The organism is Salsuginibacillus halophilus (assembly GCF_003014715.1).
Taxonomy (GTDB): Bacteria; Bacillota; Bacilli; order Bacillales; family Marinococcaceae; genus Salsuginibacillus; species Salsuginibacillus halophilus.
Window position 1 is genome coordinate 106,323 of the sequence record NZ_PYAV01000010.1, and the last position, 22,929, is coordinate 129,251.

The window sequence follows — 22,929 nt, forward strand, 5'->3', positions numbered from 1 at the left end:
CAGGGGGGAAAAGTAAGATGAAAAAAAGCGCAGGTGTAATTGCAGCGGCTGTACTCATCGTTTTGCCGAGTACAGTGGGTGCATTTGAAATGAATGAACCTGACGAAGGGCGCGACTTTCAATCTGATTTTACGGACCAAGAAGACACAAATTCATTTGTTGATGAAGAATCTTCTTTACAGGGCGAGGAACGTTCCCGGTCTTCTTTCTTCGAGGGTGAGAGGCAGGATCACTTTAATGTTTGGGAGGAACGAGGTGAAAGTTCAGGGTTTGAAGACTTTCAACTTCCTGATCATATCCCTGGTGTAGAACAAGAAGAAGCTCCGTCTCACCAAGGCGTCATGAATCAGGCTCCTGAACAATCCCCGCAACCTGGTCAGGGAATGTCTGGCGGTAATGATGTTTCACAACAAGATCCAGGCGGGGCGGAGCTTAGCGGGGAAGGTATGGATCCGCAAATGATGCAGATGATGCTTGAGATGCAGCAGCCCGGTGGTGCTGGTATGATGGGGACAGACCAACAAGGTCAAGGTATGGGAATGGAAGGCCTTATGGATGATCCTGCAATGATGATGCCGTAACTAGTCATTGCGGATCAGTAAGTAAATGATGAGCCCGATAATCGGGAAAAATAAGGTTAAAAGCAGCATGCCGATGGCGTACTCTTTGCTGTTGCCCCTCCGGATCGCATCACGGTAAGCCCATATACTTGTAAGTAAATTTAATATGAATGGTATTAAGATAAAGAAAAACAGGATTAAGAGCATCCCGCCGAAGCCAAACAGACCGAGGAGTGGCTCAATCAACATGTAAAACCGCCCTTTCTTTTCATCTTCTAATACGAATTGATTATACAACAAGTTTCAATAGAATGAAAAAGGAGCTGTCCCATAAGGTATACTTTTAATGATAGGCATGGGAAATATACTCGCTTTCATCAATGGTACAAGTGCGATATCGGTTTGATCTACGCTGACGCTTGAAGTCGCCGTGTCTTTTTAGCCCCCGTCACCGCCTCAACTTCCTCGGTAGAAAGTCACTGGCTGCGGGATTTTCGGCTCGCGCTGCTCCTGGGGGCTTGTCAGCCTTTCAAGAGGGTCATGAATTGCAGAGGTGCTTTTGATTAAGCAATATGTATATGAATCAACTTCATTATGACGCTTCATGAGCGATTGAACGAACAATGTACCTTGGAAATGATTGATAGCACTTAAATTTCAAAGTGACCGAAACGAAAGACGGCGACTCCCAGAGGATCAAGCGCAGGCTGAAGATCCACTTGTTCGATTGGCAATCAAATCGAACAAGTTAGCTGAAGCCAAGCCCTCGGGAAAGCGTCCGTCTGGCGTGAAGGTCACGTTCATCATTCGTTTTTTACCCTCTTAATAGGGCAGCCCCCAGAGCTCGGAACAGTAAGCTCTGCGTAAAATTTAAGTTTTGTACTTTATCAACAAAATGAAAAAGGAGCTGCGTTCGCAGCTCCTTTTTCTCGCTTTATTGTGCTTTTTTAGAGGCGCTTGGTGTATCTTCATCAACGTCTGCTGGGTATACACCGTTTTCGTCATGAATTTCTCGTCCGCTGATCGGTGGATTGAAAACACAAACCATGCGCATGTCTGTTTTTGCACGAAGCATATGCTCATCGTGCTCATCTAAAGCGTAAATGGTATTTGCAGAAATCGGGTGGACTTTATTGTCCGACAATGTTTCTACTTCACCTTCGCCATCAATGCAGTATACAGCTTCTAAATGGTTTTGATACCAGATGTGCGTTTCTGTACCTGCACGAATGATCGTGTCATGAACAGAGTAACCCATGCCGTCTTTTTTTAAGAGAAGGCGGCGGCTTACCCAATTGCCTCCATCGACTTCCTGTTCTGTGTTAATAATATCTTCAAGTTTTACGACTTTCATGATTTCAGCCTCCAACGTTGGTTTAAGAAGTAACTAAATCTTTTTGTTTCACTGTGGCTTCGATCGCTGCTTCTAGGCGGTTCAAGCCATCTTCTAGTCCAGCATCATCGATAGTAATCGGCGGGAAGAGTTTAAATACTTCATCCTCAGCGCCGGCAGTTTCCATAATCAAGCCTTTTTCAAATGCTTTTTCAGCAACATCTTCAGCAAGACCCTCAACATCGCAGGCGATTCCTTGCATAAATCCGCGCCCTTTCAGGCTGCCACGCAGCTCAGGATATTTTTTCGTCATATCCTGCAAAAAGTTCGTGATTTTTTTCGATTTTTCTTGTACACTTTTTTCTAGAGTGTCATCTTTCCAGTACTCAAGTGCAGCTGTCGCTGCCACGAAAGCAGGGTTGTTACCGCGGAAGGTTCCATTGTGTTCGCCCGGCGCCCAAATGTCGTATTCAGGTTTAATTAGGGTTAGTGCGAGCGGAAGCCCGTAACCGCCAATGGATTTAGACAGGCATACGATATCAGGATTAATTCCGGCTGGCTCGAAGCTGAAGAACGTTCCTGTACGACCAACACCTGCCTGAACGTCGTCAATGATTAAGAGAATTCCGCGTTCGCGGCAGATTTTTTCAATGCCTTGCAGCCACTCATTGCTAGCTGCATTTAAGCCGCCTTCGCCTTGAACAGTTTCAAGAATAAATGCTGCCGGCATATCAACGCCGCTGCCATTGTCATCAATAAACTGTTTTACATAGTCTAATTGTGCCTTCGTATCGCCGTTGTAAGCATCGTAAGGCATTGTAACAGAGTGGTTCAGCGGGATTCCGGCACCCTGACGTTTAAATGCGTTACCTGTAACAGATAGTGCGCCAATCGTCATGCCGTGAAAACCGTTTGTAAAGCTGATGACATTTGTCCGTCCAGTAACTTTACGGGCAAGTTTCAGCGCACTTTCAACGGTATTTGTACCGGTTGGACCAGGAAACATCGTTTTATAATCTAGATTGCGGGGCTTTAAGATGATGTCATTAAACGATTGGAGAAACTCCGCTTTAGCTTTAGAAGCCATATCAAGTGAATGTGTAATGCCATCTTCAGTTAAATATTGAATGAGCGCCTGCTTCATCTTCTCGTTGTTATGACCGTAGTTTAACGCACCGGCACCCGAGAAGAAGTCAACATATTCGTTGCCATCAAGATCCCAAAGTTTATGATCTTTCGCTTTGTGAAATACAGCTGGAAAGCCGCGGCAGTAACTGCGGACTTCAGATTCCAAGTTTTCAAAAATAGATAAGTCATTAAAGTTCATGCGTTAAAAAGCTCCTTTTTATAAGATAATGATCATTATTTTTTAATGTTTCGTTTTATGACAGACTTATTTTTTGATAGGGCCGATACGGAAAGTCAATTCCTCTTCATGACCTTCGCCTGGGAACAACTCTTCGGCAAAGCACTCAGAAATCTTGCATTTTGTACCGAGTTTTTTAGCCATGCCTTTAAATAAATTTTGTGATGCAGTATTTGAAGGTGTAACCGTCGCTTCTAAATACCGAACATCAGCGCAAGCTTCACGATCAAGCAGCTCAAATAAAATTTTTGAAGCTAAGCCGCGTCCTTTTTGGGACTCATCAACGCCGATCTGCCATACAAACACGGTGTCTTGTTTCTCAGGTGGAATAAACGCAGTAACAAACCCGACAACGTTGTCATCTTCTTTCGCAACAACGCAAGTCTCAGCAAAGAATTCGCACATCATAATGTACTTATAGGAAGAGTTAAGGTCGAGACCGCAGTCGTTAACGAGCTTCCACATTTTGCGGCCGTCTTCTACTGCCGGTTTCTCGAACGTCAGTGTCTTCACTTGTTCCGGCGTCAACGTCGCCGTATTTGCATTCATGTTTTTACCACCTTCATAAGAGTATTTTGCAGCAGCGGCTGATATTAAAGGCTGAAAAGCCCAGTTTCAGCGCGTTCTGCGTTTCGTCATGTTTTAATAATAAGAGTCTCACTGACAAATATCAAACGCGTTTGTTCTTGATTAATAGCGGTTAATTGGTTTGAATGAGGATTGCACTTATTGGTTGTAACTTCCTTTCCTTCATACTTGCATATAGTAGCGTTTGCAACGGATTTGAAAATAGTACCGTTGTTTTTTTTATGGGCAAAAAACCATGAAAACCTAGATGTGACGGGTGTTTCAAGGTTTTCGCAGCGATGTTCGTGAAATATAAAATTTTCAGAAGAAATTTTAATTTTGTAGTAATTTATTTAAAAAGGTGAACTGTGAACGACTATATCTTTTCAGCGAACACCAGTGGAAATACGGTTTTAACGAGTTTAGGGGGAAGAATCCGCCGGTGCTATTAGACAATCTTTAATGCAGTGCTTTTTTGTGGTTAAGCTTTTCCTTTTCAGGGAACTTAAAGTTGTAATTGATTTGTTAAGGAGGCTGAATGCGATGGATAAAGAAAGTACACAGCAAATGATTCAGACTGTCATTGATGAGCTCGTTGAAACAGAAGATTTTTTAGATGAAGCTAAACAAGTGGACCGGCAGGAAGTGCTGCGTTCAGCTGGTGAGATTTTGCAGACGACAGATAAAATTATAAAAAGTTATATTCGCGTTTCATTGGAAGATGGAGGAATTGAGAGAATTCCAGCCTTCCGTGTACAACACAATAATGTAAGTGGTTTTTATAAAGGTGGCATTCGCTTTAACAAAAGTGTTCACGAAGAAGAAGTTGAGAACATGGCGATTTTAATGACCATAAAAAATGCCTTGCATGAACTTCCGTTTGGTGGTGCTAAAGGTGGTGTATATATTGATCCTGATGACTATACAGAAAAAGAACTGCACCTTATCAGCACTCGGTATGTTGAACGTTTTACCCCGGATATTGGACCAACCCATGATATCCCGGCGCCGGATATGGGAACAGACGCACATGTAATGGATTGGATGGTTGGTGCTTTTAAGTCCATTCATTCAGGACAGCCGTATCTTGGATCATTTACAGGAAAGAGTATTGAAAACGGTGGAGCGTATGGGAGACGTGAATCGACGGGTGTCGGTACGTTTCTAAGTTACTGGTACTTAGTGAACGAGTGGTTTCCTCAAGATAAGAGACAGGAAAAAAGCGGGAGTCGAAGTGAGCAGTGCCGCGTTTTAAATCATTTGTATGATAAACAAGCAAACGATGAACCAATTCAAGTTGCTGTTCAAGGCTTTGGTAATGTAGGACATATCGCAGCACTCGAGGCAGTGCATTGTAAAGACACACGCCATCACGTTGTTGCTGTATCTGACAAGCATGCAACGAACTATTGTGAAGATGGTTTGGATGTGGATAAGCTAAATAATTATAAACATCAAACCGGTCATCTGCCGCGTAACGATGAAGAGTTGAAAGAAGCTGGCGTTTCTGGGGAAGTGCTTGATGATAAAGCTGTTTTAACTGTCGAAGCAGACGTGTTAATTTTAGCCGCTTTAGAAGATCAAATAACTGCAGATAATGTAGATGACGTTCAAGCAGATATTCTCGTAGAAGGGGCGAATGCTCCGGTAACGCTTGAAGCTGACCAACACCTTGAAAAAAACGGGAAGATTGTCGTACCGGACATTTTAGCAAATGCCGGCGGGGTACACGTTTCGTATTTAGAATGGAAACAAAACCGGCAATCGGAAATCTTCAGCCGCGAGCAAGTATTAGATGAACTTTCTAAGCAAATGAAGCGTACGCTTGATCGGGTCTTCGACAAGTATTTCCATACAGATCTTGAAACGATGCGCCTTGCATGCTACACACTATCGATTGAGCGACTGGTACGGTTGATGTATAAACACGGAAAGCTGTATTAATTGTAAAACTAAGAGGTGCCTCTCATGAAAGAGGCACCTCTTGGACTGTCGACAAAGTACAAAACCTAACATTCATAGACAGCTTATTCCTTCGAGCTCCGCGGTTCCACCTAATAAGAGGATAAAGCTGAATCATGAACGTAACCGAAACGAAAGCGGACGCTTTCCCGAGGGCTTGGCTTCAGCTAACTTGTTCGAATTGATTTCCATTCGAACAAGTGGATCTTCAGCCTGCTTTTCATCCTCTGGGAGTCGCCGTCTTTCGTTTCGGTCACTTTTACATTTGCCTTTTGTGTACGGTACGCTTGATCGTTCATGAAGCATCATGATGAAACTGATTCGTGTAGATATCGCTTGATTAAAAAGATCTCTTCAATTCATGACCATCAAATGACGCAAGGCTGACGAGCATCGGCGGCGACGCCACCAGGAACAGCGCGAGCCGAAAATCCCGCAGGCAGTGGTTTTCTGCCGAGGAAGTTGAGGCCGTGACGGGGGCTAAGAAGACACGGTGCGATCAAGCTTTAGCGTAGATCAAACCGATGTCGCCCTTGTGCCCTCCGGGTGCAAGCGTCCGCCGAAAAGCGACGTCAGCCCCTGCTTTTCTAAAAAGTTTGTCTACACGCTGAGAGGTGCCTCTCATGAAAGAGGCACCTCTTAGTTTATTGAAGCAAGTCTTCAAGTGCGGGGCGGAGTTCAGGAAAAACAAATGAGTAGCCGTGTGCTTCTGCGCGAGCAGGGAGCACTTTCTGTCCTTCAAGAACTAAGACACTCATTTCGCCGAGTGCTGTTTTTAAAGCGATGCTCGGAGCAGGGATCCAGTGAGGACGGCCGAGGACAGAGGCTAAAGTACGTCCGAACTGTTTCATCCGCTTCGGGTGAGGAGCGACGACGTTCATTGGTCCTGAAAGATCCGGTTGATCTATAGCGAAATGAATCATTTCTACAACATCTTCCCAGTGAACCCAGGAGTACCACTGCTCACCTGAACCAACAGGTCCGCCTGCAAACAATTTGTAAGGCAGCACGATATTTGGGAGCGCTCCCTCTTGGTCATGAAGCACAAGCCCTAGGCGGGCAAAGACGGTACGAACCCCATAAATTTTTTCAGCTTCAGCGGCTTCTTCCTCCCAGCGCTCACAAACATGCTGCAGAAAGTTACGCTCAACCGGCCGGCTGTCTTCTGTAAATACATCAGTCGTCGACGTACCGTAATAACCGACTGCTGAAGCATTAATGAGGACACCTGGTTTTTCAGGTAATGCTCCGCACAGCCGTACAATTTCTCTAGTTGCTTCAATACGGCTATCGAGAATTTTTTGTTTATGATCTTCAGTCCAGCGCTCATTAATTGACGCTCCTGCTAAATTAACAAAAGCATCTACATGTCCCAGTTCATGCTCAGGCGTTCGATCGTTGAGCCACTCGACATAAGTAATTCGTTCGCTATTCTGTTTGTTTAAAGCGTTTCTTGTTAATATAGAAATGTCTGCTCCTGCATGAATAAGGTGATCGGTTAGAAGTGAGCCAACAAGGCCGGTTCCGCCTGCAATGGCGACATGCATAAGTTTCTCTCCTTTATCAACATATAGAAGCAGCTGCGAGAACCTGAAGCAATACCTTATGGCATTACACAATCACCTGCTAAAGGGGGTAGGGTGTGGTGGTTAACAACAAAGTTCTCGCAGTGCTGCTTAAAACACATTTACCCGTCGGAGTTAAAATTTAATCCGCTTTTTCGGTACGAAATGAAAGGGGTGCGGAGTGTACAAGATTACAAAAATTACACCGCAGGAACAAGAGGAGCGGTATAACGTTTTTATAGATGATGGTGACGGGGAGCGCTTTGGTATAGGTGTTGATGAAGCTGTACTTGTGAAATGGCAGCTTCGCCGTGGTCTGACTTTGAGTGCTGAAGAATGGCAGCAGCTTGAACGAGATGAAACAGACCGAAAAGCTGTGAACGCTGCCTTTCGTTATGTTGCCTCGCAGCTTCGGACAGAAGCTGAAGTTAAAGCGTATTTAGAAAATAAAGAGTACACAGCCATTGCAGAGGCACTAAATGTTTTAAAACATTACGGCTATATTAATGATCAAGCTTATGCTGAAGCGTTTGTAAGAACAAAAATGAGAACAACTGATCACGGACCGCAGCGGATCCATAAAGACTTAGCATACAAAGGCGTTGCATCAAATGTTGCAGAACAAGCGCTTATGTTGTTTACACATGAGGATCAATTAGAAGTTGCAGCCAAAATTGTAACCAAGCAGATGCAAAAACATACAGGATCGGCTCGGATGATTGAACAAAAAATCGTTGAAGCGCTCCAGCGCAAAGGTTTCGCACAAGCATTAATTCAAGAAGTGCTCCGGTTATATTACGAGCCGCCGGATGAGTCTGTCGAATGGCAGGCGCTGCAGCAAGAAGCAGAGCGTAAATATGAAAGGTTCCTGCGTACAGAACCGCCGGAAAAAGCGAAACAAAAGCTGCAGGCATATTTAAGCCGCCGTGGTTATCAGGCATCGGCTGTACGCGCTTATATTAAGGAACTGGATTCAATTGAGGGAGGAACGAATTAAATGGAAAAACGATTCAGCCAAATGACAATGAACGAACTGCGTGAAGAAGTAGGGCGGCTTCGTGAAGAAGCAATCAAGGCAGAACGGCAAGGACGTGTGAGTGAATTTGCTGTTGCGCAGCGGAAAATGACGATGGCTGCTTCTTATATGCTTGATCCAAATGAGTTTCAACCAGGAGAAGTTTATCTGCTTGACGAGGAAGAAGCTACTTTTCAAATTTCTTATCTAAACGGCATTTTTGCCTGGGGTTATCGGGAAGGGAACCACGAACTTGAAGCAGTACCTATCGCGATTTTAAAAAAACAGCCGGAAGCTTAAGTTAAGAAGGTGAACGGCGAAATGTGAAGCCGGAAACTTGTGGTGATGATTTTATCTATAAGATGAGGCAGCGTGCTTCAACACGCTGCCTCATCTACACATTTATGATGTTTTCAGCTTCACTTCAGATTGTTTTAATCGTTTCTCCAGCGTTTCTTCGCTGTAGATCCATCCGGTGTATGAAGCGTAAATGTGGAGGTTCTCGTCCATCCGTACCACGGCGACGAAAGGATAGTAGCCTTTTGAACGGTATCTTAAATCTGTAAATGTAACTTCGTAACCTTGCTCGGTCTCTCTGGTTTTCCACCTGTAAGTAGGTGAAAACGACAAGAATGCGGCTAAATTGTCATCTTCACGTGCCTTTTTTATGAGTGGATCTTCAGGAATCGGTTCAAAAGGGTACGTCTCAAAATACTGGATACGGTGGTTTCTTGATTCAGCTACGTAAAGTTGTTCCTTTGTGCGTATGACCAAGTGCCATAACTGCCAACGAAATGTTGGCGATATGAAAACATGGGTGGCATTCGGGTGGCGGCTGCGTACATTTTTCACAACTTTATTACGCTCGATGCAGCGCCAAATGTAATAAACGATAATAAGGCTGTAAATGGATGCAAACGTCAAACCAGGGTCTGCCCCGTAACGCCAGAAAATAAAACCGGCAATGTGGGCTAAGAAAATGAACGGATCAAAAATGTTGATGACCCCGAAGGCGACCCAGCGCTTAGAAAATGGGGACACTGCCTGGGTACCGTAAGCATTAAAGATATCCACAAACACGTGAAGAAATACGGCCAGAAAGGTCCAAAGCCATAAATTGAGCAGGTCGGCTTCAGGGATGAACGAATAAATCATAAGCGTAACAAGCAGAGGCCATAAAAGGACAGCGGGCACGGAATGTGTTGGTCCTCTATGATACCTGATGTAGACAGCGTTGTTGCGCAGCTTAAGTACTGTATCAAAATCCGGTGCTTGCGAGCCGATGATCGCACCAGCCATAACAGCTTGCTGTGTCGCAGGACTTTGACTGATGGCTGGGTCAAGCATTGCAAGACCACCCAGCCCGACCCCCATAACAGCATGAGTGCCAGTATCCATATGAAGCCTCCCTTCGGTTATGTAAATCGGCGTTTCTTGTTTATCATATAGTGCACAGCTGCTACATGTCCAGCGGAGCCACAACATTCTTTTACGTTATACCCGTTCGTTGATTTTTTCAAAAGAGGAGACAGATGATATGACAAGTGAGCAAACATGGCTGCAGCAAAAACTTCAAGCTGTTGACCGCCAGGCTTTTCAGAACGATCTTCAAAGCTGGTATATGGAAAATCATCGTGATCTGCCGTGGCGCCAGACAAAAGATCCTTACAGGGTTTGGGTGTCAGAAATCATGCTTCAGCAGACAAGAGTTGATACAGTTATCCCTTATTATGAAAACTTTATGAAAAAATTCCCGACAATGGAAGTGTTAGCAGAAGCTCCTGAGGATGAAGTGCTTAAAGCATGGGAGGGGCTTGGTTATTATTCGCGGGTCCGCAATCTGCAAGAAGCTGTGCAGGAAGTTGTAGCTAACTACAAAGCTGAAGTACCTAAGGATCGCAAAGTATTTCGAAAGCTTAAAGGTGTCGGTCCTTACACGTCAGGTGCTGTGATCAGTATTGCATTTGACCAAGAAGAGCCGGCAGTGGATGGTAATGTGATGCGCGTATTCTCGCGGATATGCAATATCGATGAAGATATCGGGAAAGAAAAAACGAAACAGTTATTTGAACAAGTACAGGCACAATTTCTCGAAGGTGCGAAACCATCGATTTTTAATCAAGCAATTATGGAACTTGGTGCATTAATCTGTACACCGAAATCTCCAGGTTGTCTACTCTGTCCTGTGCAAAACCATTGCCTCGCCCGGGCTGAAGGTAAAGAAGAGGACCTGCCTGTGAAATCAAAGAAAAAAGCCCCTTCAAAAAAGACGTTGTCGGTGGCAGTCGTTCAAGATGATGCGGGGCGCGTGCTTTTACGCAAACGACCGGATCAAGGGCTGCTTGCTGGCATGTGGGAGTTTCCCCATGTTGAATCATCGAGCGAAAACCTTATGAATGATGCAAGCAGCATGTTGTTGAAAGATCATGACGTAAGTGCTGAAATTGTGGGAGAGATTCAGTATGTTGAACACACTTTCACCCATCTTATATGGAAAATGCATGTTCACCGGGCCACTGTACGAGAAGCACCTGTACCAAGTGAAACTGAAGTATGGGTGACGCTGGATGAAGCAGCATTGTACGCACTGCCTGTTTCTCAACAAAAAATATTACGACACTTGAAAGGAGAATAAATATGGAGCTCAATTTAAAAGGTAAACGTGTACTCATTACAGGTGGATCTAAAGGGATTGGTTACGGCATTGCTAAGGCATTTAAAGAAGAGGGAGCGCGTATTGGGCTGCTCGCCCGTAACGAAGAGGAGCTTGCTTCTGCTGCAAAATCGCTTGAGGCCGAGTGGTTTATGTCAGCTGACGTAACTGATGCAAATCAGCGCAGAGAAGCCTTTCAATCATTTTTAGATGCATTTGACGGTATTGATGTACTGATTAACAACGCCGGCGGCAGTCAAGGTGGTGCTGTGATGGATACTTCAATTTCTACGTTTGAAGAGGCGATGCAGGTCAACTATTACTCGGCGGTAGATCTTAGTCAAAAAGCAGCTGCGGCTATGAAAGAAGAAGGCGCAGGGTCTATCGTAAATATTACATCTATATTTGGCCGTGAGTCCGGTGGAAAGCCGTCTTACAACAATGCAAAAGCGGCTTTGATCAGCTTTACAAAGGCGATGGCAGATGAAGTTATCCAAGATGGTGTAAGAATTAATTCTGTAGCCCCGGGTTCAATCCTTCATCCGACAGGGAACTGGCAGAAGCGCTGGGAAGAAAACCCGGAAAAAATTGAAGCGTTTGTAGAGCAGCAGATCCCGGCAGGACGCTTCGGGCGGGTGGAAGAAGTTGCAGATGTTGTTATGTTCCTTGCTTCAGAACGTGCTTCATGGGTCTCCGGCGCAAGTTTAAATGTAGATGGTGGACAGTCGAAGATGAACATGTGAATGTGCTGAATAACCCGGTTAATGAGGTTTATCAAACCAGTGCATTTCTTCAATTTTTGCTTTAGTGTCAGGGGTACCTAGGTCGTAAATGGCGTGCAGCACGTGTTCAAAGCCTCGTTCAAACTCATAACGGTCATTTTCCTCGATATGTTCGTCAAAATGCCTGAAGGTAAATAAATTCTGTGCCTCCATATCGTGGGCGTGTGTTTCGCTGACAAGGTGCTTTATTTTTTCGAGCTGATCTGGTGTGGCCTTAATCTCATATTGGATCAGCTCAGGATCGTCAATATACGTTGTTGAGATTTCATCCATGCTGGTAGGGTGTAAATTAACAAAGTAAGACTTCGCCTCGGTACTCATGAGCTTTACCTCCTTCATAAAGTTCTCGGCTGTAGTATGTACTGTGGCGCTTAAGTTTATGAAAAGCAAAGCACCCTCTGCTTTTATTAAGCGGAGGGTGCCTGGCTTAAAGCTTGATGTCTTCTGCGATTTCAGCAACCTGTTCTTTTGTTTTTGGTGTCCCGTAATCATAAATGCGTTGGTAAAGCTTGCGAATCCGTTCTTCAACCAACTGTTTATCAGCATCAGCGGCTGGTTCATTAAAAGGATAAGACACCACATGGTCACCCTCAGCATCTTGGGCGGCAATCGCTTGAATTAAATCCTTCATTTCTTTTTTCTCATCCGGACCTAATTCAACTTCAAATTGAATTTTATTATCCGGTGTTTGGATATCGGCCAGTTCTACTGCACCTTGGTCAACAGTGACATAAAATGTTTCTCTTTCCATCGGTCACGACCTCCTTCAACATGTTTGTAAGAGTGTGATACCCTTATTTTATCGTCCTTACACTCAATAAAGGAGTAAAACCTTTTGAGGGTGTGCTTTCAAGAGTCAATAAGTTATAATATAGAACGAACTTTCGGTAACGGAGGCAGGTACATGGAACATACAACAAACCGTCCGGTGGCGCTTGTCACTGGAAGCAGCCGTGGTATTGGCAGAACAATTGCGTTAAAACTAGCTGAACGTGGATATGATCTTGTGATTAATTATGCAAGAAGCAAATCCGCTGCTCAAGAAACAGCGGAAGAAGTAAAAGCGCTCGGGGTCGAAGCGCTCTTAGTTAAAGCGAATGTCGGGAAGCGCGAAAAAATTCAGGAAATGTTTCAACATGTTGAGGAACATTATGGCCGTTTGGATATTTTCGTAAACAATGCTGCTTCAGGCGTTTTACGTCCTGCAATGGAGCTTGAAGAAAGTCATTGGGATTGGACGATGGACATTAACAGCAAAGCTCTTTTGTTTTGTGCCCAGGAATCCGCCCGTTTAATGGAACAGTCTGAAGGTGGTCAAATTGTCAGCTTAAGCTCTCTTGGCAGCCAGCGTTATTTAGAAAATTACACAGCTGTAGGGGTTTCAAAAGCTGCCCTTGAGGCGTTAACGCGCTACTTGGCTGTTGAGCTCGCACCAAAAGGGATTCGGGTGAACGCCGTTTCCGGAGGTGCTGTAGACACAGATGCACTCACACACTTTCCGAACCGTGATGAGCTTTTGCAGGCGACAGCAGAACGGACGCCGGCGGGTCGGATTGTACGTGAAGATGATTTAGCTGAAGCAGCCATGTTTCTGCTTTCCCCTTCTGCTGATATGGTGCGCGGACAAACGCTTGTCGTTGACGGCGGCATTTCACTTTTAACGTAATTTTTATTTTCGTTGAAATTTTTTTGGATAAATCCGATGACCTCCGGACAAGTTAACGGGTGTGGAGGTGATAAGGATGAAAAACCAAAAAAACCAACAGCAACAACAAAATCAACAGCAGCAGAATCAGCAGCAACAGAACCAACAGCACAATGCTGAATTTGGTCAAGAGCAGGACGCTCAGCACGCTAAGCAGCAAAACCAGCAGTCCCGCCAAAACATGCAGCAAAACCAACAGAAGCAACAACAGAATAACCAACAGCAGTAATGCACAAAAAAAGGCCTCCCAAGCGGGGGCCTTTTTTATGGTCATTGATTCACTTCATTTAAGCTGCGCCGCCACCAAACATCGGGAATACATAATTAATAAGGAACCATAAGAATCCGAAGAAGATAATAATGTATGTGGCATATTTGATAAACGTTGCGGCAACTTTGGAGTTATCCTCTTTTTTATCAATATGACGTTCTTCAATCTCTTTATCAACATCTTTACGTGCCATAAAGCATTACTCCTTTCACATTGTGTTATAAGTTGGTTTTCCTTTCAAAGCTTTCTTTTAAACAATCAATTTTGTTTTTATAAAATGGATGTTTTTCATTCCGCGGACAACCGTTGTATAATAGAAGAGATATTAAAGAAACCAACGGAATTTCCAGGCGGTGAAAATTGCAGGAAAGGGTGTGAGGGACGGTCATGTTTCGTAAAAAGAAGCAGGAAGAACAGGCGGAGTATCCAGAGCAGAGTATTTCGGTTGAAGAAGTTCAAAAAGCGATTCAAACGCTGGCAAATACACTTCCGATCGGTGTGAGCCTCCGTACATTTGTGCATGAAGATCATTCGATTGATTATGAGCTATTAAAACCTGTACTTAAAGCTGTCCCGCGCGAGACGTATTATATGTCGAAAGAAACTTACGAAATTTTTTCAGACCCTGAAATTCCAAAGCAGATGGACCAAGTACAAAGGGCGGTAGATCAATATTTTCAGCGTACAGGGGGCATCCCGGTAGCTGAAGCAGACACAAGTGGTAAAGTATCTTATCTTTTAATCCGGGATTTTCTGCGGGAAGAACCAGATATTTCGTTTTATGTAGATGATCAAATGCTTGTGTCTTTACAACCGCCGGAAAACAGGTAGAAAGGGGGAACTTATGACGTTTCCTGCCACCGGCTCTAACATTCAAGTGCAAAGTTACAAACATAATGGAAAACTGCACAGAGTATGGGAAGAAACCTTAGTGTTACAAGGGACTTCGCAGGAAATCATCGGGGGCAATGACCGGATTATCGTTCGTGAGTCAGACGGGCGGAAATGGCGGACGAGGGAGCCGGCAATTTGTTATTTTCATGCTCAGAAGTGGTTTAATGTTATTGCGATGATTCGTGCGGACGGTGTTTATTATTACTGCAATTTAGGCACACCGTTTGTATGGGATGAAGAGGCACTAAAATATATTGATTATGATTTAGATATTAAAGTGTTTCCTGATCGCACGTATAAAATCTTGGACGAAGACGAATACCGGCTACATCAAGAGCAGATGAATTATCCGCGCGAAGTTGATCTCAATGTGCAGCAGGGACTTCAAGAACTGCAAAGCTGGATTTGTCAGGGGAAAGGACCATTTAATCCTGACTTCCCTGAACAGTGGTACGAGCGGTTTTTGTCGTACAGATAAAAGGACTTGTGGACCTTCCCAATCGGGGAGGTTCTTGCTTTTGATGGTTTAAGAAGCAGAGAAAGGAGGGGAGTAAATGGGTTCAATTCGAAGGTATTTAAAGTTTGTAGCTCCTTATAAAAAAATCATTGTTTTCACCGTTTTTATCGGTGTTTTAAAGTTCGGTATTCCGTTGTTAACGCCTTTATTGCTAGCGTATGTCATCGACGACATTATTTTAAATGAAGCTTTATCAACAAGTGAGCAAGTTTCAATGTTAAGCTGGCTCATCGGCAGTGCGATCGTAGCCTTTTTAATTCTACGTCCGCCTGTGGAATACTACCGGCAGTATTTTGCACAGTGGACAGGAAATAAAGTTTTATACGATATTCGTCAGCAGCTGTTTAACCACATTCAAAAATTGAGTCTGCGTTTTTATTCTAATCGCAAAGTCGGGGAGATCATTTCACGGGTTATTAACGATGTGGAGCAGACGAAAAATTTTGTGATCACAGGATTGATGAACATCTGGCTTGATATGGCCACAATTTTAATTGCCGTAGCGATCATGTTAACGATGAATGTGTGGCTCACTCTTGTAGCTCTAGCACTTTTACCGTTGTATATCGTCGCGATTAAATACTTTTATGGGCATCTCCGCCACTTAACCCGGGCTCGCTCACAAGCTTTGGCAGATGTTCAAGGTCACCTCCATGAGCGGGTGCAGGGGATGAGTGTGATTCGCAGTTTCGCGCTCGAAGATCATGCCCAATCGCAGTTTGATGAGCGGAACCAGGCATTTTTAAATCGGGCGGTTGATCATACCAAATGGAATGCGAAAACATTTGCAGTTGTAAATACAATTACGGATGTTGCTCCGCTTATCGTCATTCTTGCCGCTGGCTATGCTGCATTAACTGCAGGACTTGGTGTCGGGGAAATGGTCGCCTTTGTATCTTATATGGAGCGACTTTACAATCCACTGCGCCGGCTTGTGAACTCGTCAACACAGCTAATTCAGTCGATTGCATCGATGGATCGTGTCTTTGAATTTATTGATGAGCATTATGATATTCAAGATCGTGACGGCGCTGTTCCCGTTTCACACCCAAAAGGCGAGGTTTCCTTTGAAAATGTGCATTTTCAATATGAAAATGAAGATGGTGCTGTCCTGCAGGATGTGAACTTTCATGTCAAAGCTGGAGAAACGGTGGCTGTCGTAGGTATGAGTGGGGGCGGTAAAAGCACCTTAATAAGCTTGCTGCCGAGGTTTTATGATGTAAGTTCAGGGGCTATCCGTTTAGATGGCCATGATATTCGTGATTATCAAGTCCGAAGCCTGCGTGATCATATAGGGATGGTTTTACAGGATAACGTCCTGTTTAGTGATTCGGTCAAAGAAAACATTTCAATGGGAAACCCAGAAGCAACTGATGCAGAAATTGTTGCTGCTGCAAAAGCAGCAAATGCCCACGAATTTATTCAAGAACTTCCTTATGGCTACGATACTGAAGTAGGGGAGCGGGGCATCAAGCTTTCCGGCGGGCAGAAGCAGCGAGTTGCCATTGCACGTGTGTTTTTGAAAAACCCGCCGCTTCTTGTGTTTGATGAAGCAACTTCTGCTCTCGATTTAGAAAGCGAACACTACATTCAAGAAGCAATGGAGACGCTAGCCCGTCACCGTACAACATTTATTGTAGCCCATCGGCTTTCTACAATTACGCATGCCGACCGGATTATTGTGATGGAAAACGGTCGTGTTGTTGAAAGTGGAAGTCACGAAGCGCTGATGAGAGAGAAGGGTAGTTATTACAAGCTGTTTAATGTGCAGCACTTAACGTAAATAGCGCAAAGACAATCGCGCAGAAGCAGGAGCCGACATATTGGCACGAGAGGTGCTCTTCTCCCTCAACGTAATCACGCAGAAGCAGGAGCCAGCCGCGCAGAACAGGCAACACGAACTTATAAAAAAGCAGGGCCGGGAAGTTTCATCATCCCGGCCCTGCTTTTTTATTATTTATCCTCTTCATGGGGTTCTTCAATGTCAACGGTATTAGTGGATTTGTGATAGCTGAAAAAACTTTCGACGAGTCGGTCTAAATGATCAAGCTGCTCGTAATATTCGACAATGTGAGAGATTGCCGGTAAGACGTGCAGCCATTCATCACGGTCAATTTCCTGGTGATCGTATAAGTCCATAAACAAGTCAGTTAAGGATTCTTCACCTTCGTCAACTTCCTCAGCCATCTCGTCTGTTTTTTGTGTCCGTACTTTGCCGACATAACGAAGCAGGATTCGTTCATGATAATTTGTTAAATGGTCAAGCTGTTGCTGCACAAGTTTTTGCAATCGTTCCGGCATGTGGTTCATCTCATTGCCGTAATGGTCTAACGTGCGCAAAATGGTAAATGCTTTTTTCATCGTAGTCACCATTTCTTTAAACAATACAAGCTTACGGGCTTTAGCAAGCTTTTTGCGCATAAAGTAATCCCGCTCTTCTTTATACAGGATATACAAGTTATCCATCTCAACAATCGCTTCGTTAATGCGGGGGATATCTTTTTTTAACGATTTTTGGTTTGTGTCGTGACGCGTAATTAAACGGATCCATTGTAAAATTTCTTCGGATAATTGAACAACTTCTTTGTACAAGCGTTCTTCATATTTTGGTGGAATAAATAAGAGGTTTACAAGAAAAGCGGCAAAGACACCAAGCATGATGACACCAAAGCGTGAAGCAGCAAACATCATAAACTCCATCACAGGTGCAGGGTTACCCATAATAATAATAATTGTTACGACCGAAAGCGGAATCGTAGAAGCTTCGAGTTTCAGCTTTCGGATAATGCCAATAGCAAGCATAACGGTTGCCCCGATAATAAAGGGTTGGTGTCCAAAGGTGATGCCCATAATGACAGCAAGACCTGCACCGATGGTATTCGCTTGTACTTGATCAGTAATGGTTTGAAATGTCCGGTTAATTGACGGCTGAATGGCAAAGGTAGCGGCAATCGCTGCGTACATTGCCGGCTCCAGCCCGATAAGCTGCGCCACATAAAGCGCAATCGTTATTGCAATACCTGTTTTAAATATCCGAGCCCCGAGTTTCATTTTCAGATCGTACCTTTCTATACGTACCGCTTTTCTTTATTTTTCCCGGAATCTAAGTGATTAACGCCTGCTTTTTACGAAGAAAGCAGTTCGCGCATATTTTGAAATGCCTGGTCTACAGCGTCTAAAGTGAAAGTGATATCAGCTTCGGTATGAGCCGTTTGTAAAAACCAAGCTTCGTATTTTGATGGTGCTAAGTGTACGCCTTGATCAAGCATCTCTTTAAAGAAGCGGGCGAAAAGAATTCCATCACTATCTTCAGCACCTTGATAATCTTTTACCTCTTCAGTAGTAAAATAAACTGTGAGGGCACCTTTTAAACGATTTATTTTCACAGGTAGACGGTAACGATCCGCACGAGCAAGAATGCCTTCTTCAAGCAGCTTGCCTAAATGATCCAAGTGTTCGTAAACACCTTCTTCTTTTAAAATCTCTAAACAAGCAATGCCTGCCCGCATTGAAGCAGGGTTCCCTGACATTGTGCCTGCTTGATATGCAGGACCAAGTGGCGCCACCCGTTCCATAATATCAGCACGACCACCGTAAGCACCGATCGGCAGACCGCCGCCGATAATCTTACCCATAGCTGTCATATCAGGCTGAACGCCGTACAATTCTTGAGCGCTTCCATAGGTGAATCGAAACGCAGTAATCACTTCATCATAAATGACAAGGCTGCCATTTGCATGAGCAAGTTCGTTCACTTTTTCTAAGAATCCTTCTTCTGGTTCAACAATCCCGAAGTTCCCGACAATCGGCTCGACCAGGACAGCTGCTGTTTCGCTTCCCCATTCTGTAAGTGCACGCTCTAATGCTTCAGCGTCATTAAATGGTACAGTGACAACTTCAGCAGCAATGTTCTTTGTTACGCCGGCAGAGTCGGGGGAGCCAAGCGTAGCCGGACCAGAGCCGGCTGCAACGAGAACAAGATCAGAGTGCCCATGATAACAGCCGGAGAATTTAATGATTTTGTCGCGTCCTGTGTAAGCCCGTGCTACGCGGATCGTTGTCATGACGGCTTCTGTGCCAGAATTAACAAAGCGGACCTTCTCAAGTGAAGTGATTGCTTCTTTCAACATTTTTGCAAATGTATTTTCTAAAACTGTAGGCGTGCCGAGGAGTGTTCCTTCACTAGCACTTTTTGCAATGGCTGCTTGAATATGAGGGTGAGCATGACCTGTAATCATCGGTCCATAAGCGCCGAGGAAATCAACGTAGCGGTTTCCGTCCACATCGATTAAATGAGCACCTTCCCCGCGGTCCATAAATACAGGCGTGCCGCCGCCAACACCTTTAAATGAACGGGACGGGCTGTTTACGCCGCCAACAATATGTTCATTCGCTTCTTGGTAAAGTTCCCTTGAAGTATGTTGATCCATTTAAAAATCCCCTTTGTGGCTGATATTATTTGTATTTTAACATTAATTGCTTAACCTGCCGGAGGAAATAAAGGATTCAAAATTGTGAAAAGACAACGACTTAAGGTAAGATAAATGTCAAAAGAGTTATGGACGTGTAAAGGAGCTGGCTACATGAAAATTGTATCATCGGCAAAAATACGTAAAGACTTACAGGAACAGTTGGTGCAGGAATTTCCACAAATGAATTTTGAGTTTTATAAGTCGATGGAGGAAGCAGAAGCGTCACTGAAAACGGCGGATGTCCTCATCACTCTAGGAGAAGATGTGACGCCAGAGCACATCAACTCGGCAGAACACCTTCAGTGGATGATGGTGATTTCCGCTGGTATGGATAAGCTGCCGTTTGAAGAGCTGAAAGCTAAAAACATCCAGGTAACGAATGCCCGGGGCATCCACAAGTCCCCGATGGCAGAATATACGTTTGCTATGATTTTAGATTATGCCAGACAGCGTAATGTTATCCGGGGCCAGGAACAGGCTAAGCTATGGAACCGGAGAGTAACAATGACAGAAATCAATCAGCAGACGCTGGGTGTGCTTGGTGCCGGGGCCATTGGAGAAGAGATCGGGCGCATTGGTTCAGCCTTTGGAATGGAGACGTTAGCATGTACAAGGAGTGGAAAACCGTCAGATAACTTTACGGCAACATATACCTCAGAGGAGCTGCACTCATTTTTAAACAGGTGTGATTACGTAGTCTCGGTGCTTCCAGCAACAGATGTAACATATCATATGGCAGGAGAAGCTTTTTTTAAGGCAATGAAAGCAGAAGCTGTATTTATGAATATTGGACGAGGGCAGACGGTTAATGAAAATGCACTTCTTGATGCACTCGACAAAAAAGAGATTACCCATGCAATTCTAGATGTCTTTGAAGAAGAGCCACTGCCTGGATCTCACCCGTTCTGGGAACATTCCTCGGTTACTGTGACTCCACATATTTCAGGAATCTCGCCACAGTATCAGGACCGGGCGATCGCATTATTCGTAGAGAATTTACACATGTACTTAGCTGACGGTCGCTTTGCTGTAAATGAAGTGAACCTTGATCGCGGCTATTAATTTGTGATAAACAAGGGGGCGGCGCATGTGAAGATCGTTTTATGTATTGTAGATCGTTGGTACACTGAATACATTGAGCGTGAAATGAAAAACTTCGGATACCGGATGACAGAGCTTGCGAGCTCAGGAACATTTATGAGAAAAAACAGCACAACGTTTTTGTTTGGTGTTGATGAAAAAGATGTAGATCAGTTAAACGAAGATTTACGACAGGCTTGTGAAAATATTGAGGAAGTGAAGAAAGTCCAACCATCTTCACAACGTTTTGTTTCATTTGTCATTGATACGAAAAATTAAGTGAACGTCATAAGGGTAAAAACCAGTAGTATTGAAAAGGGCTGTTTATTGACACGTTTTCCGGCCTCATATAAACTTAATTTATAAAGGTTATTAAGAAAGAATGGTTTGTTGGAAAGCGAGGTGCATGACGATGGCAACTGAGCGTCTGCAGCAAGCAATCGATTCCTTGAAAAGTACAAAGGTTCGAATGACACCACAACGTCATGCGATTCTTGAATATTTGTATGAATCTATGACGCATCCAACAGCGGATGAAATATACAAAGCCCTTGAAGGTAAATTTCCAAACATGAGTGTGGCTACTGTATATAATAACCTGAGGGTGTTTAAAGAAGTCGGCATCGTTAAAGAGTTAACTTATGGTGATGCTTCGAGCCGCTTTGATTGTGTAACGACTGATCACTACCATATGATTTGTAATAGTTGCGGCAAAATTGTCGACTTTGACTACCCTGGCTTGGATGAGGTAGAGTCACTTGCTGAACACGTCACAGGCTTTCAAGTAGAAAGTCACAGGATGGAGATTTACGGAAAATGTCCGGATTGCAGTACGACAGCTAAGCATTAATTTTATCGCATATACGCGTACGTATATGTATGTTTTTGGCCTTCATATTTCTTTTTGAAATATGAAGGTTTTTTTAAAAAACTCAAGGAAGTAAAAAACACCTTCAAGTTACTACTTGAAGGTGTTTTACGAATAGGTGCGTTTTATTGTTTTTTGTTGTAGCTTTCATCGAACTCTAAGCCTTCGAGTTCAGGATCCAAAGTTAAAGGTTCATCGCAGTGCATGCACGCATCAACCCGTCCAAGAATCTTCGTTGATTTCTCACAAGAAGGGCAGACCACCTGAACAGTTTTTGTGGAAAGCATACCAATCCAAAAATAAACCACACTGCTTGAGATAACAAATAAGAAACCAAGAATCATTGTGATTGACATAATCACTGGAGAAGAACGAAAGAAAATGCCGATGTACATGACAAGAATCCCGATGAAAACCAGTGCCAGAGCAAAGGTGCGGATTTTATTGATTTTGCTTGCGTAATTAAGTGCCATTGTAATTCCCTCCTGATTGCAAAGTATAGCATACGTCATATTTAAGTGAAATTGGTGGGATGTGAAGATATCGTTAAACTTGTAGGTGACAACCCTCATCATTATCAATTATGATTTACATATACAGATGTAGAAAATCAGGCCTTGCTTTGCATATCGTCAAATCGTCTTTCTTCCTTCAAGAAGAATTTGAGCCGCTGCTTGTTGCTTGAGTGTCGCTCGCCAAGCTGTCACGATTTGGCTTAGGTAGTAACGGGAGATGTTCAAATGACCACAATCAACCTACGAAACTAAAGCGGAGGCTGTATATGATGCAAGTGTAAAGTAGCAACGAATCGACTGTGGTAGAATACAAAAAGAAAATAACATAAAATTTATTTTAGTTGTTGACTATGCGGTGGATTTAGTGTTAAATTATTTATTGTCGCTGATGAGGCGGCGGAAAAAATCAAGCAAAAGCGTACGGAAAAATGACTTTTTGAAAAAAGTCATTGACGCATTGTTTGTAAGATGTTACATTGATAAATGTCGCTTTAAAACAAAGCGCAAACATGATTTGCCCTTTGAAAACTGAATGAAAGCAAGTGCGCCCGTCAATTTAATTGACGTTAAACGAAACACATCAAATCCCTTCGATTTGATTGATGCCAAGCATCACTTTATCGGAGAGTTTGATCCTGGCTCAGGACGAACGCTGGCGGTGTGCCTAATACATGCAAGTCGAGCGCGTGAAACCAGTTGAGTCCCTTCGGGGATGACGCTGGTGGATCGAGCGGCGGACGGGTGAGTAACACGTGGGCAACCTGCCCTGCAGATCGGGATAACCCCGGGAAACCGGGGCTAATA

The 22,929-nt window shown here is 43.9% G+C and carries 26 protein-coding genes and 1 rRNA gene; 15 read left to right on the top strand and 12 right to left on the bottom strand.

All coding sequences use genetic code 11. The features are described from left to right. Positions 1–17 precede the first annotated feature (17 nt). Positions 18–581, top strand: a complete 564-nt coding sequence (locus B0H94_RS10875; RefSeq protein ID WP_106589295.1) for a hypothetical protein — start codon at positions 18–20, stop codon at positions 579–581. Here B0H94_RS10875 and B0H94_RS10880 read toward each other — a convergent pair whose 3' ends face one another. The 4 genes from B0H94_RS10880 to ectA all read right to left on the bottom strand — a co-directional run bounded on the left by B0H94_RS10880 (position 582) and on the right by ectA (position 3,808). Beyond that, a complete protein-coding gene (locus B0H94_RS10880; RefSeq protein ID WP_106589324.1) occupies positions 582–767 on the bottom strand; it encodes a PLDc N-terminal domain-containing protein in 186 nt (61 codons plus the stop codon). A 727-nt stretch (positions 768–1,494) separates the two neighbouring features. Next, on the bottom strand, positions 1,495–1,914 hold the full coding sequence (locus B0H94_RS10885) for an ectoine synthase (protein WP_106589296.1): 420 nt from the start codon (positions 1,912–1,914) through the stop codon (positions 1,495–1,497). A 22-nt stretch (positions 1,915–1,936) separates the two neighbouring features. Continuing rightward, positions 1,937–3,220 carry a diaminobutyrate--2-oxoglutarate transaminase gene (gene ectB, locus B0H94_RS10890; RefSeq protein ID WP_106589297.1) on the bottom strand — a complete coding sequence of 428 codons (1,284 nt, stop codon included), beginning with the start codon at positions 3,218–3,220 and terminating at the stop codon, positions 1,937–1,939. A gap of 66 nt (positions 3,221–3,286) precedes the next feature. Beyond that, a complete protein-coding gene (gene ectA / locus B0H94_RS10895; RefSeq protein ID WP_106589298.1) occupies positions 3,287–3,808 on the bottom strand; it encodes a diaminobutyrate acetyltransferase in 522 nt (173 codons plus the stop codon). A gap of 561 nt (positions 3,809–4,369) precedes the next feature. Between ectA and B0H94_RS10900 the strand changes: the two genes are divergently transcribed. Further along, positions 4,370–5,770 carry a Glu/Leu/Phe/Val family dehydrogenase gene (locus tag B0H94_RS10900; RefSeq protein WP_106589299.1) on the top strand — a complete coding sequence of 467 codons (1,401 nt, stop codon included), beginning with the start codon at positions 4,370–4,372 and terminating at the stop codon, positions 5,768–5,770. 662 nt (positions 5,771–6,432) lie between these two features. On the opposite strand, the gene B0H94_RS10905 is transcribed toward B0H94_RS10900, so the two are convergent. After that, positions 6,433–7,335 carry a TIGR01777 family oxidoreductase gene (locus B0H94_RS10905; RefSeq protein WP_106589300.1) on the bottom strand — a complete coding sequence of 301 codons (903 nt, stop codon included), beginning with the start codon at positions 7,333–7,335 and terminating at the stop codon, positions 6,433–6,435. Between the two features lie 199 nt (positions 7,336–7,534). Between B0H94_RS10905 and B0H94_RS10910 the strand changes: the two genes are divergently transcribed. Continuing rightward, on the top strand, positions 7,535–8,350 hold the full coding sequence (locus B0H94_RS10910) for a RecX family transcriptional regulator (RefSeq protein WP_106589301.1): 816 nt from the start codon (positions 7,535–7,537) through the stop codon (positions 8,348–8,350). Next, the gene (locus B0H94_RS10915; RefSeq protein ID WP_106589302.1) at positions 8,351–8,668 is read left to right on the top strand and encodes a YfhH family protein; all 318 of its coding nucleotides are present in this window, start codon (positions 8,351–8,353) and stop codon (positions 8,666–8,668) included. It begins immediately after the preceding gene. 102 nt (positions 8,669–8,770) lie between these two features. Here B0H94_RS10915 and B0H94_RS10920 read toward each other — a convergent pair whose 3' ends face one another. After that, positions 8,771–9,766, bottom strand: coding sequence for a metal-dependent hydrolase (locus B0H94_RS10920; protein WP_106589303.1), 996 nt, complete (start codon positions 9,764–9,766; stop codon positions 8,771–8,773). Between the two features lie 139 nt (positions 9,767–9,905). Here B0H94_RS10920 and mutY point away from each other — a divergent pair, with 139 nt between their 5' ends. After that, on the top strand, positions 9,906–11,003 hold the full coding sequence (gene mutY / locus B0H94_RS10925) for an A/G-specific adenine glycosylase (RefSeq protein ID WP_106589304.1): 1,098 nt from the start codon (positions 9,906–9,908) through the stop codon (positions 11,001–11,003). A gap of 2 nt (positions 11,004–11,005) precedes the next feature. Then, complete coding sequence (locus B0H94_RS10930) at positions 11,006–11,764, top strand: SDR family NAD(P)-dependent oxidoreductase (RefSeq protein ID WP_106589305.1); 759 nt, start codon at positions 11,006–11,008, stop codon at positions 11,762–11,764. Positions 11,765–11,782: 18 nt separating this feature from the next. On the opposite strand, the gene B0H94_RS10935 is transcribed toward B0H94_RS10930, so the two are convergent. Both B0H94_RS10935 and B0H94_RS10940 read right to left on the bottom strand, forming a co-directional pair. Next, positions 11,783–12,124 carry a hypothetical protein gene (locus tag B0H94_RS10935; protein WP_106589306.1) on the bottom strand — a complete coding sequence of 114 codons (342 nt, stop codon included), beginning with the start codon at positions 12,122–12,124 and terminating at the stop codon, positions 11,783–11,785. Between the two features lie 106 nt (positions 12,125–12,230). Beyond that, positions 12,231–12,554: a hypothetical protein gene (locus tag B0H94_RS10940; protein ID WP_106589307.1), complete on the bottom strand. Its 324-nt coding sequence runs from the start codon at positions 12,552–12,554 to the stop codon at positions 12,231–12,233. A 153-nt stretch (positions 12,555–12,707) separates the two neighbouring features. On the opposite strand from B0H94_RS10940, the gene fabL reads away from it, so the two are divergent. Then, positions 12,708–13,469, top strand: a complete 762-nt coding sequence (fabL, locus tag B0H94_RS10945; RefSeq protein WP_106589308.1) for an enoyl-[acyl-carrier-protein] reductase FabL — start codon at positions 12,708–12,710, stop codon at positions 13,467–13,469. A 76-nt stretch (positions 13,470–13,545) separates the two neighbouring features. Further along, a complete protein-coding gene (locus B0H94_RS10950) occupies positions 13,546–13,737 on the top strand; it encodes a hypothetical protein (RefSeq protein WP_106589309.1) in 192 nt (63 codons plus the stop codon). 58 nt (positions 13,738–13,795) lie between these two features. On the opposite strand, the gene B0H94_RS15230 is transcribed toward B0H94_RS10950, so the two are convergent. Then, positions 13,796–13,972 (bottom strand): hypothetical protein, encoded by a 177-nt coding sequence (locus B0H94_RS15230; RefSeq protein WP_181315371.1) that lies wholly within the window; start codon positions 13,970–13,972, stop codon positions 13,796–13,798. Between the two features lie 194 nt (positions 13,973–14,166). Between B0H94_RS15230 and B0H94_RS10955 the strand changes: the two genes are divergently transcribed. The 3 genes from B0H94_RS10955 (at position 14,167) to B0H94_RS10965 (ending at position 16,973) form a co-directional block, all read left to right on the top strand. After that, the gene (locus B0H94_RS10955) at positions 14,167–14,610 is read left to right on the top strand and encodes a DUF3939 domain-containing protein (protein ID WP_106589310.1); all 444 of its coding nucleotides are present in this window, start codon (positions 14,167–14,169) and stop codon (positions 14,608–14,610) included. A 13-nt stretch (positions 14,611–14,623) separates the two neighbouring features. Continuing rightward, positions 14,624–15,151: a nucleoside tri-diphosphate phosphatase gene (gene ntdP / locus B0H94_RS10960; RefSeq protein ID WP_106589311.1), complete on the top strand. Its 528-nt coding sequence runs from the start codon at positions 14,624–14,626 to the stop codon at positions 15,149–15,151. Positions 15,152–15,227: 76 nt separating this feature from the next. Then, positions 15,228–16,973 (top strand): ABC transporter ATP-binding protein, encoded by a 1,746-nt coding sequence (locus B0H94_RS10965; RefSeq protein ID WP_106589312.1) that lies wholly within the window; start codon positions 15,228–15,230, stop codon positions 16,971–16,973. A gap of 170 nt (positions 16,974–17,143) precedes the next feature. Here B0H94_RS10965 and B0H94_RS10970 read toward each other — a convergent pair whose 3' ends face one another. Next, positions 17,144–18,241, bottom strand: a complete 1,098-nt coding sequence (locus tag B0H94_RS10970; RefSeq protein WP_106589313.1) for an FUSC family protein — start codon at positions 18,239–18,241, stop codon at positions 17,144–17,146. 74 nt (positions 18,242–18,315) lie between these two features. Continuing rightward, positions 18,316–19,620: a glutamate-1-semialdehyde 2,1-aminomutase gene (locus tag B0H94_RS10975; protein ID WP_106589314.1), complete on the bottom strand. Its 1,305-nt coding sequence runs from the start codon at positions 19,618–19,620 to the stop codon at positions 18,316–18,318. A gap of 153 nt (positions 19,621–19,773) precedes the next feature. On the opposite strand from B0H94_RS10975, the gene B0H94_RS10980 reads away from it, so the two are divergent. From B0H94_RS10980 to perR, 3 genes are all read left to right on the top strand, one after another. Beyond that, complete coding sequence (locus B0H94_RS10980; RefSeq protein ID WP_106589315.1) at positions 19,774–20,724, top strand: D-2-hydroxyacid dehydrogenase; 951 nt, start codon at positions 19,774–19,776, stop codon at positions 20,722–20,724. A gap of 27 nt (positions 20,725–20,751) precedes the next feature. After that, positions 20,752–21,021, top strand: a complete 270-nt coding sequence (locus B0H94_RS10985) for a cyclic-di-AMP receptor (protein WP_181315372.1) — start codon at positions 20,752–20,754, stop codon at positions 21,019–21,021. 133 nt (positions 21,022–21,154) lie between these two features. After that, complete coding sequence (perR, locus tag B0H94_RS10990; RefSeq protein WP_106589317.1) at positions 21,155–21,592, top strand: peroxide-responsive transcriptional repressor PerR; 438 nt, start codon at positions 21,155–21,157, stop codon at positions 21,590–21,592. A 143-nt stretch (positions 21,593–21,735) separates the two neighbouring features. Here the strand turns inward: perR and B0H94_RS10995 are convergent, their stop codons facing one another. Beyond that, complete coding sequence (locus tag B0H94_RS10995) at positions 21,736–22,083, bottom strand: YgzB family protein (protein WP_106589318.1); 348 nt, start codon at positions 22,081–22,083, stop codon at positions 21,736–21,738. Positions 22,084–22,742: 659 nt separating this feature from the next. Here B0H94_RS10995 and B0H94_RS11000 point away from each other — a divergent pair. Beyond that, a 16S ribosomal RNA gene (locus tag B0H94_RS11000) occupies positions 22,743–22,929 on the top strand; the annotation flags it as partial.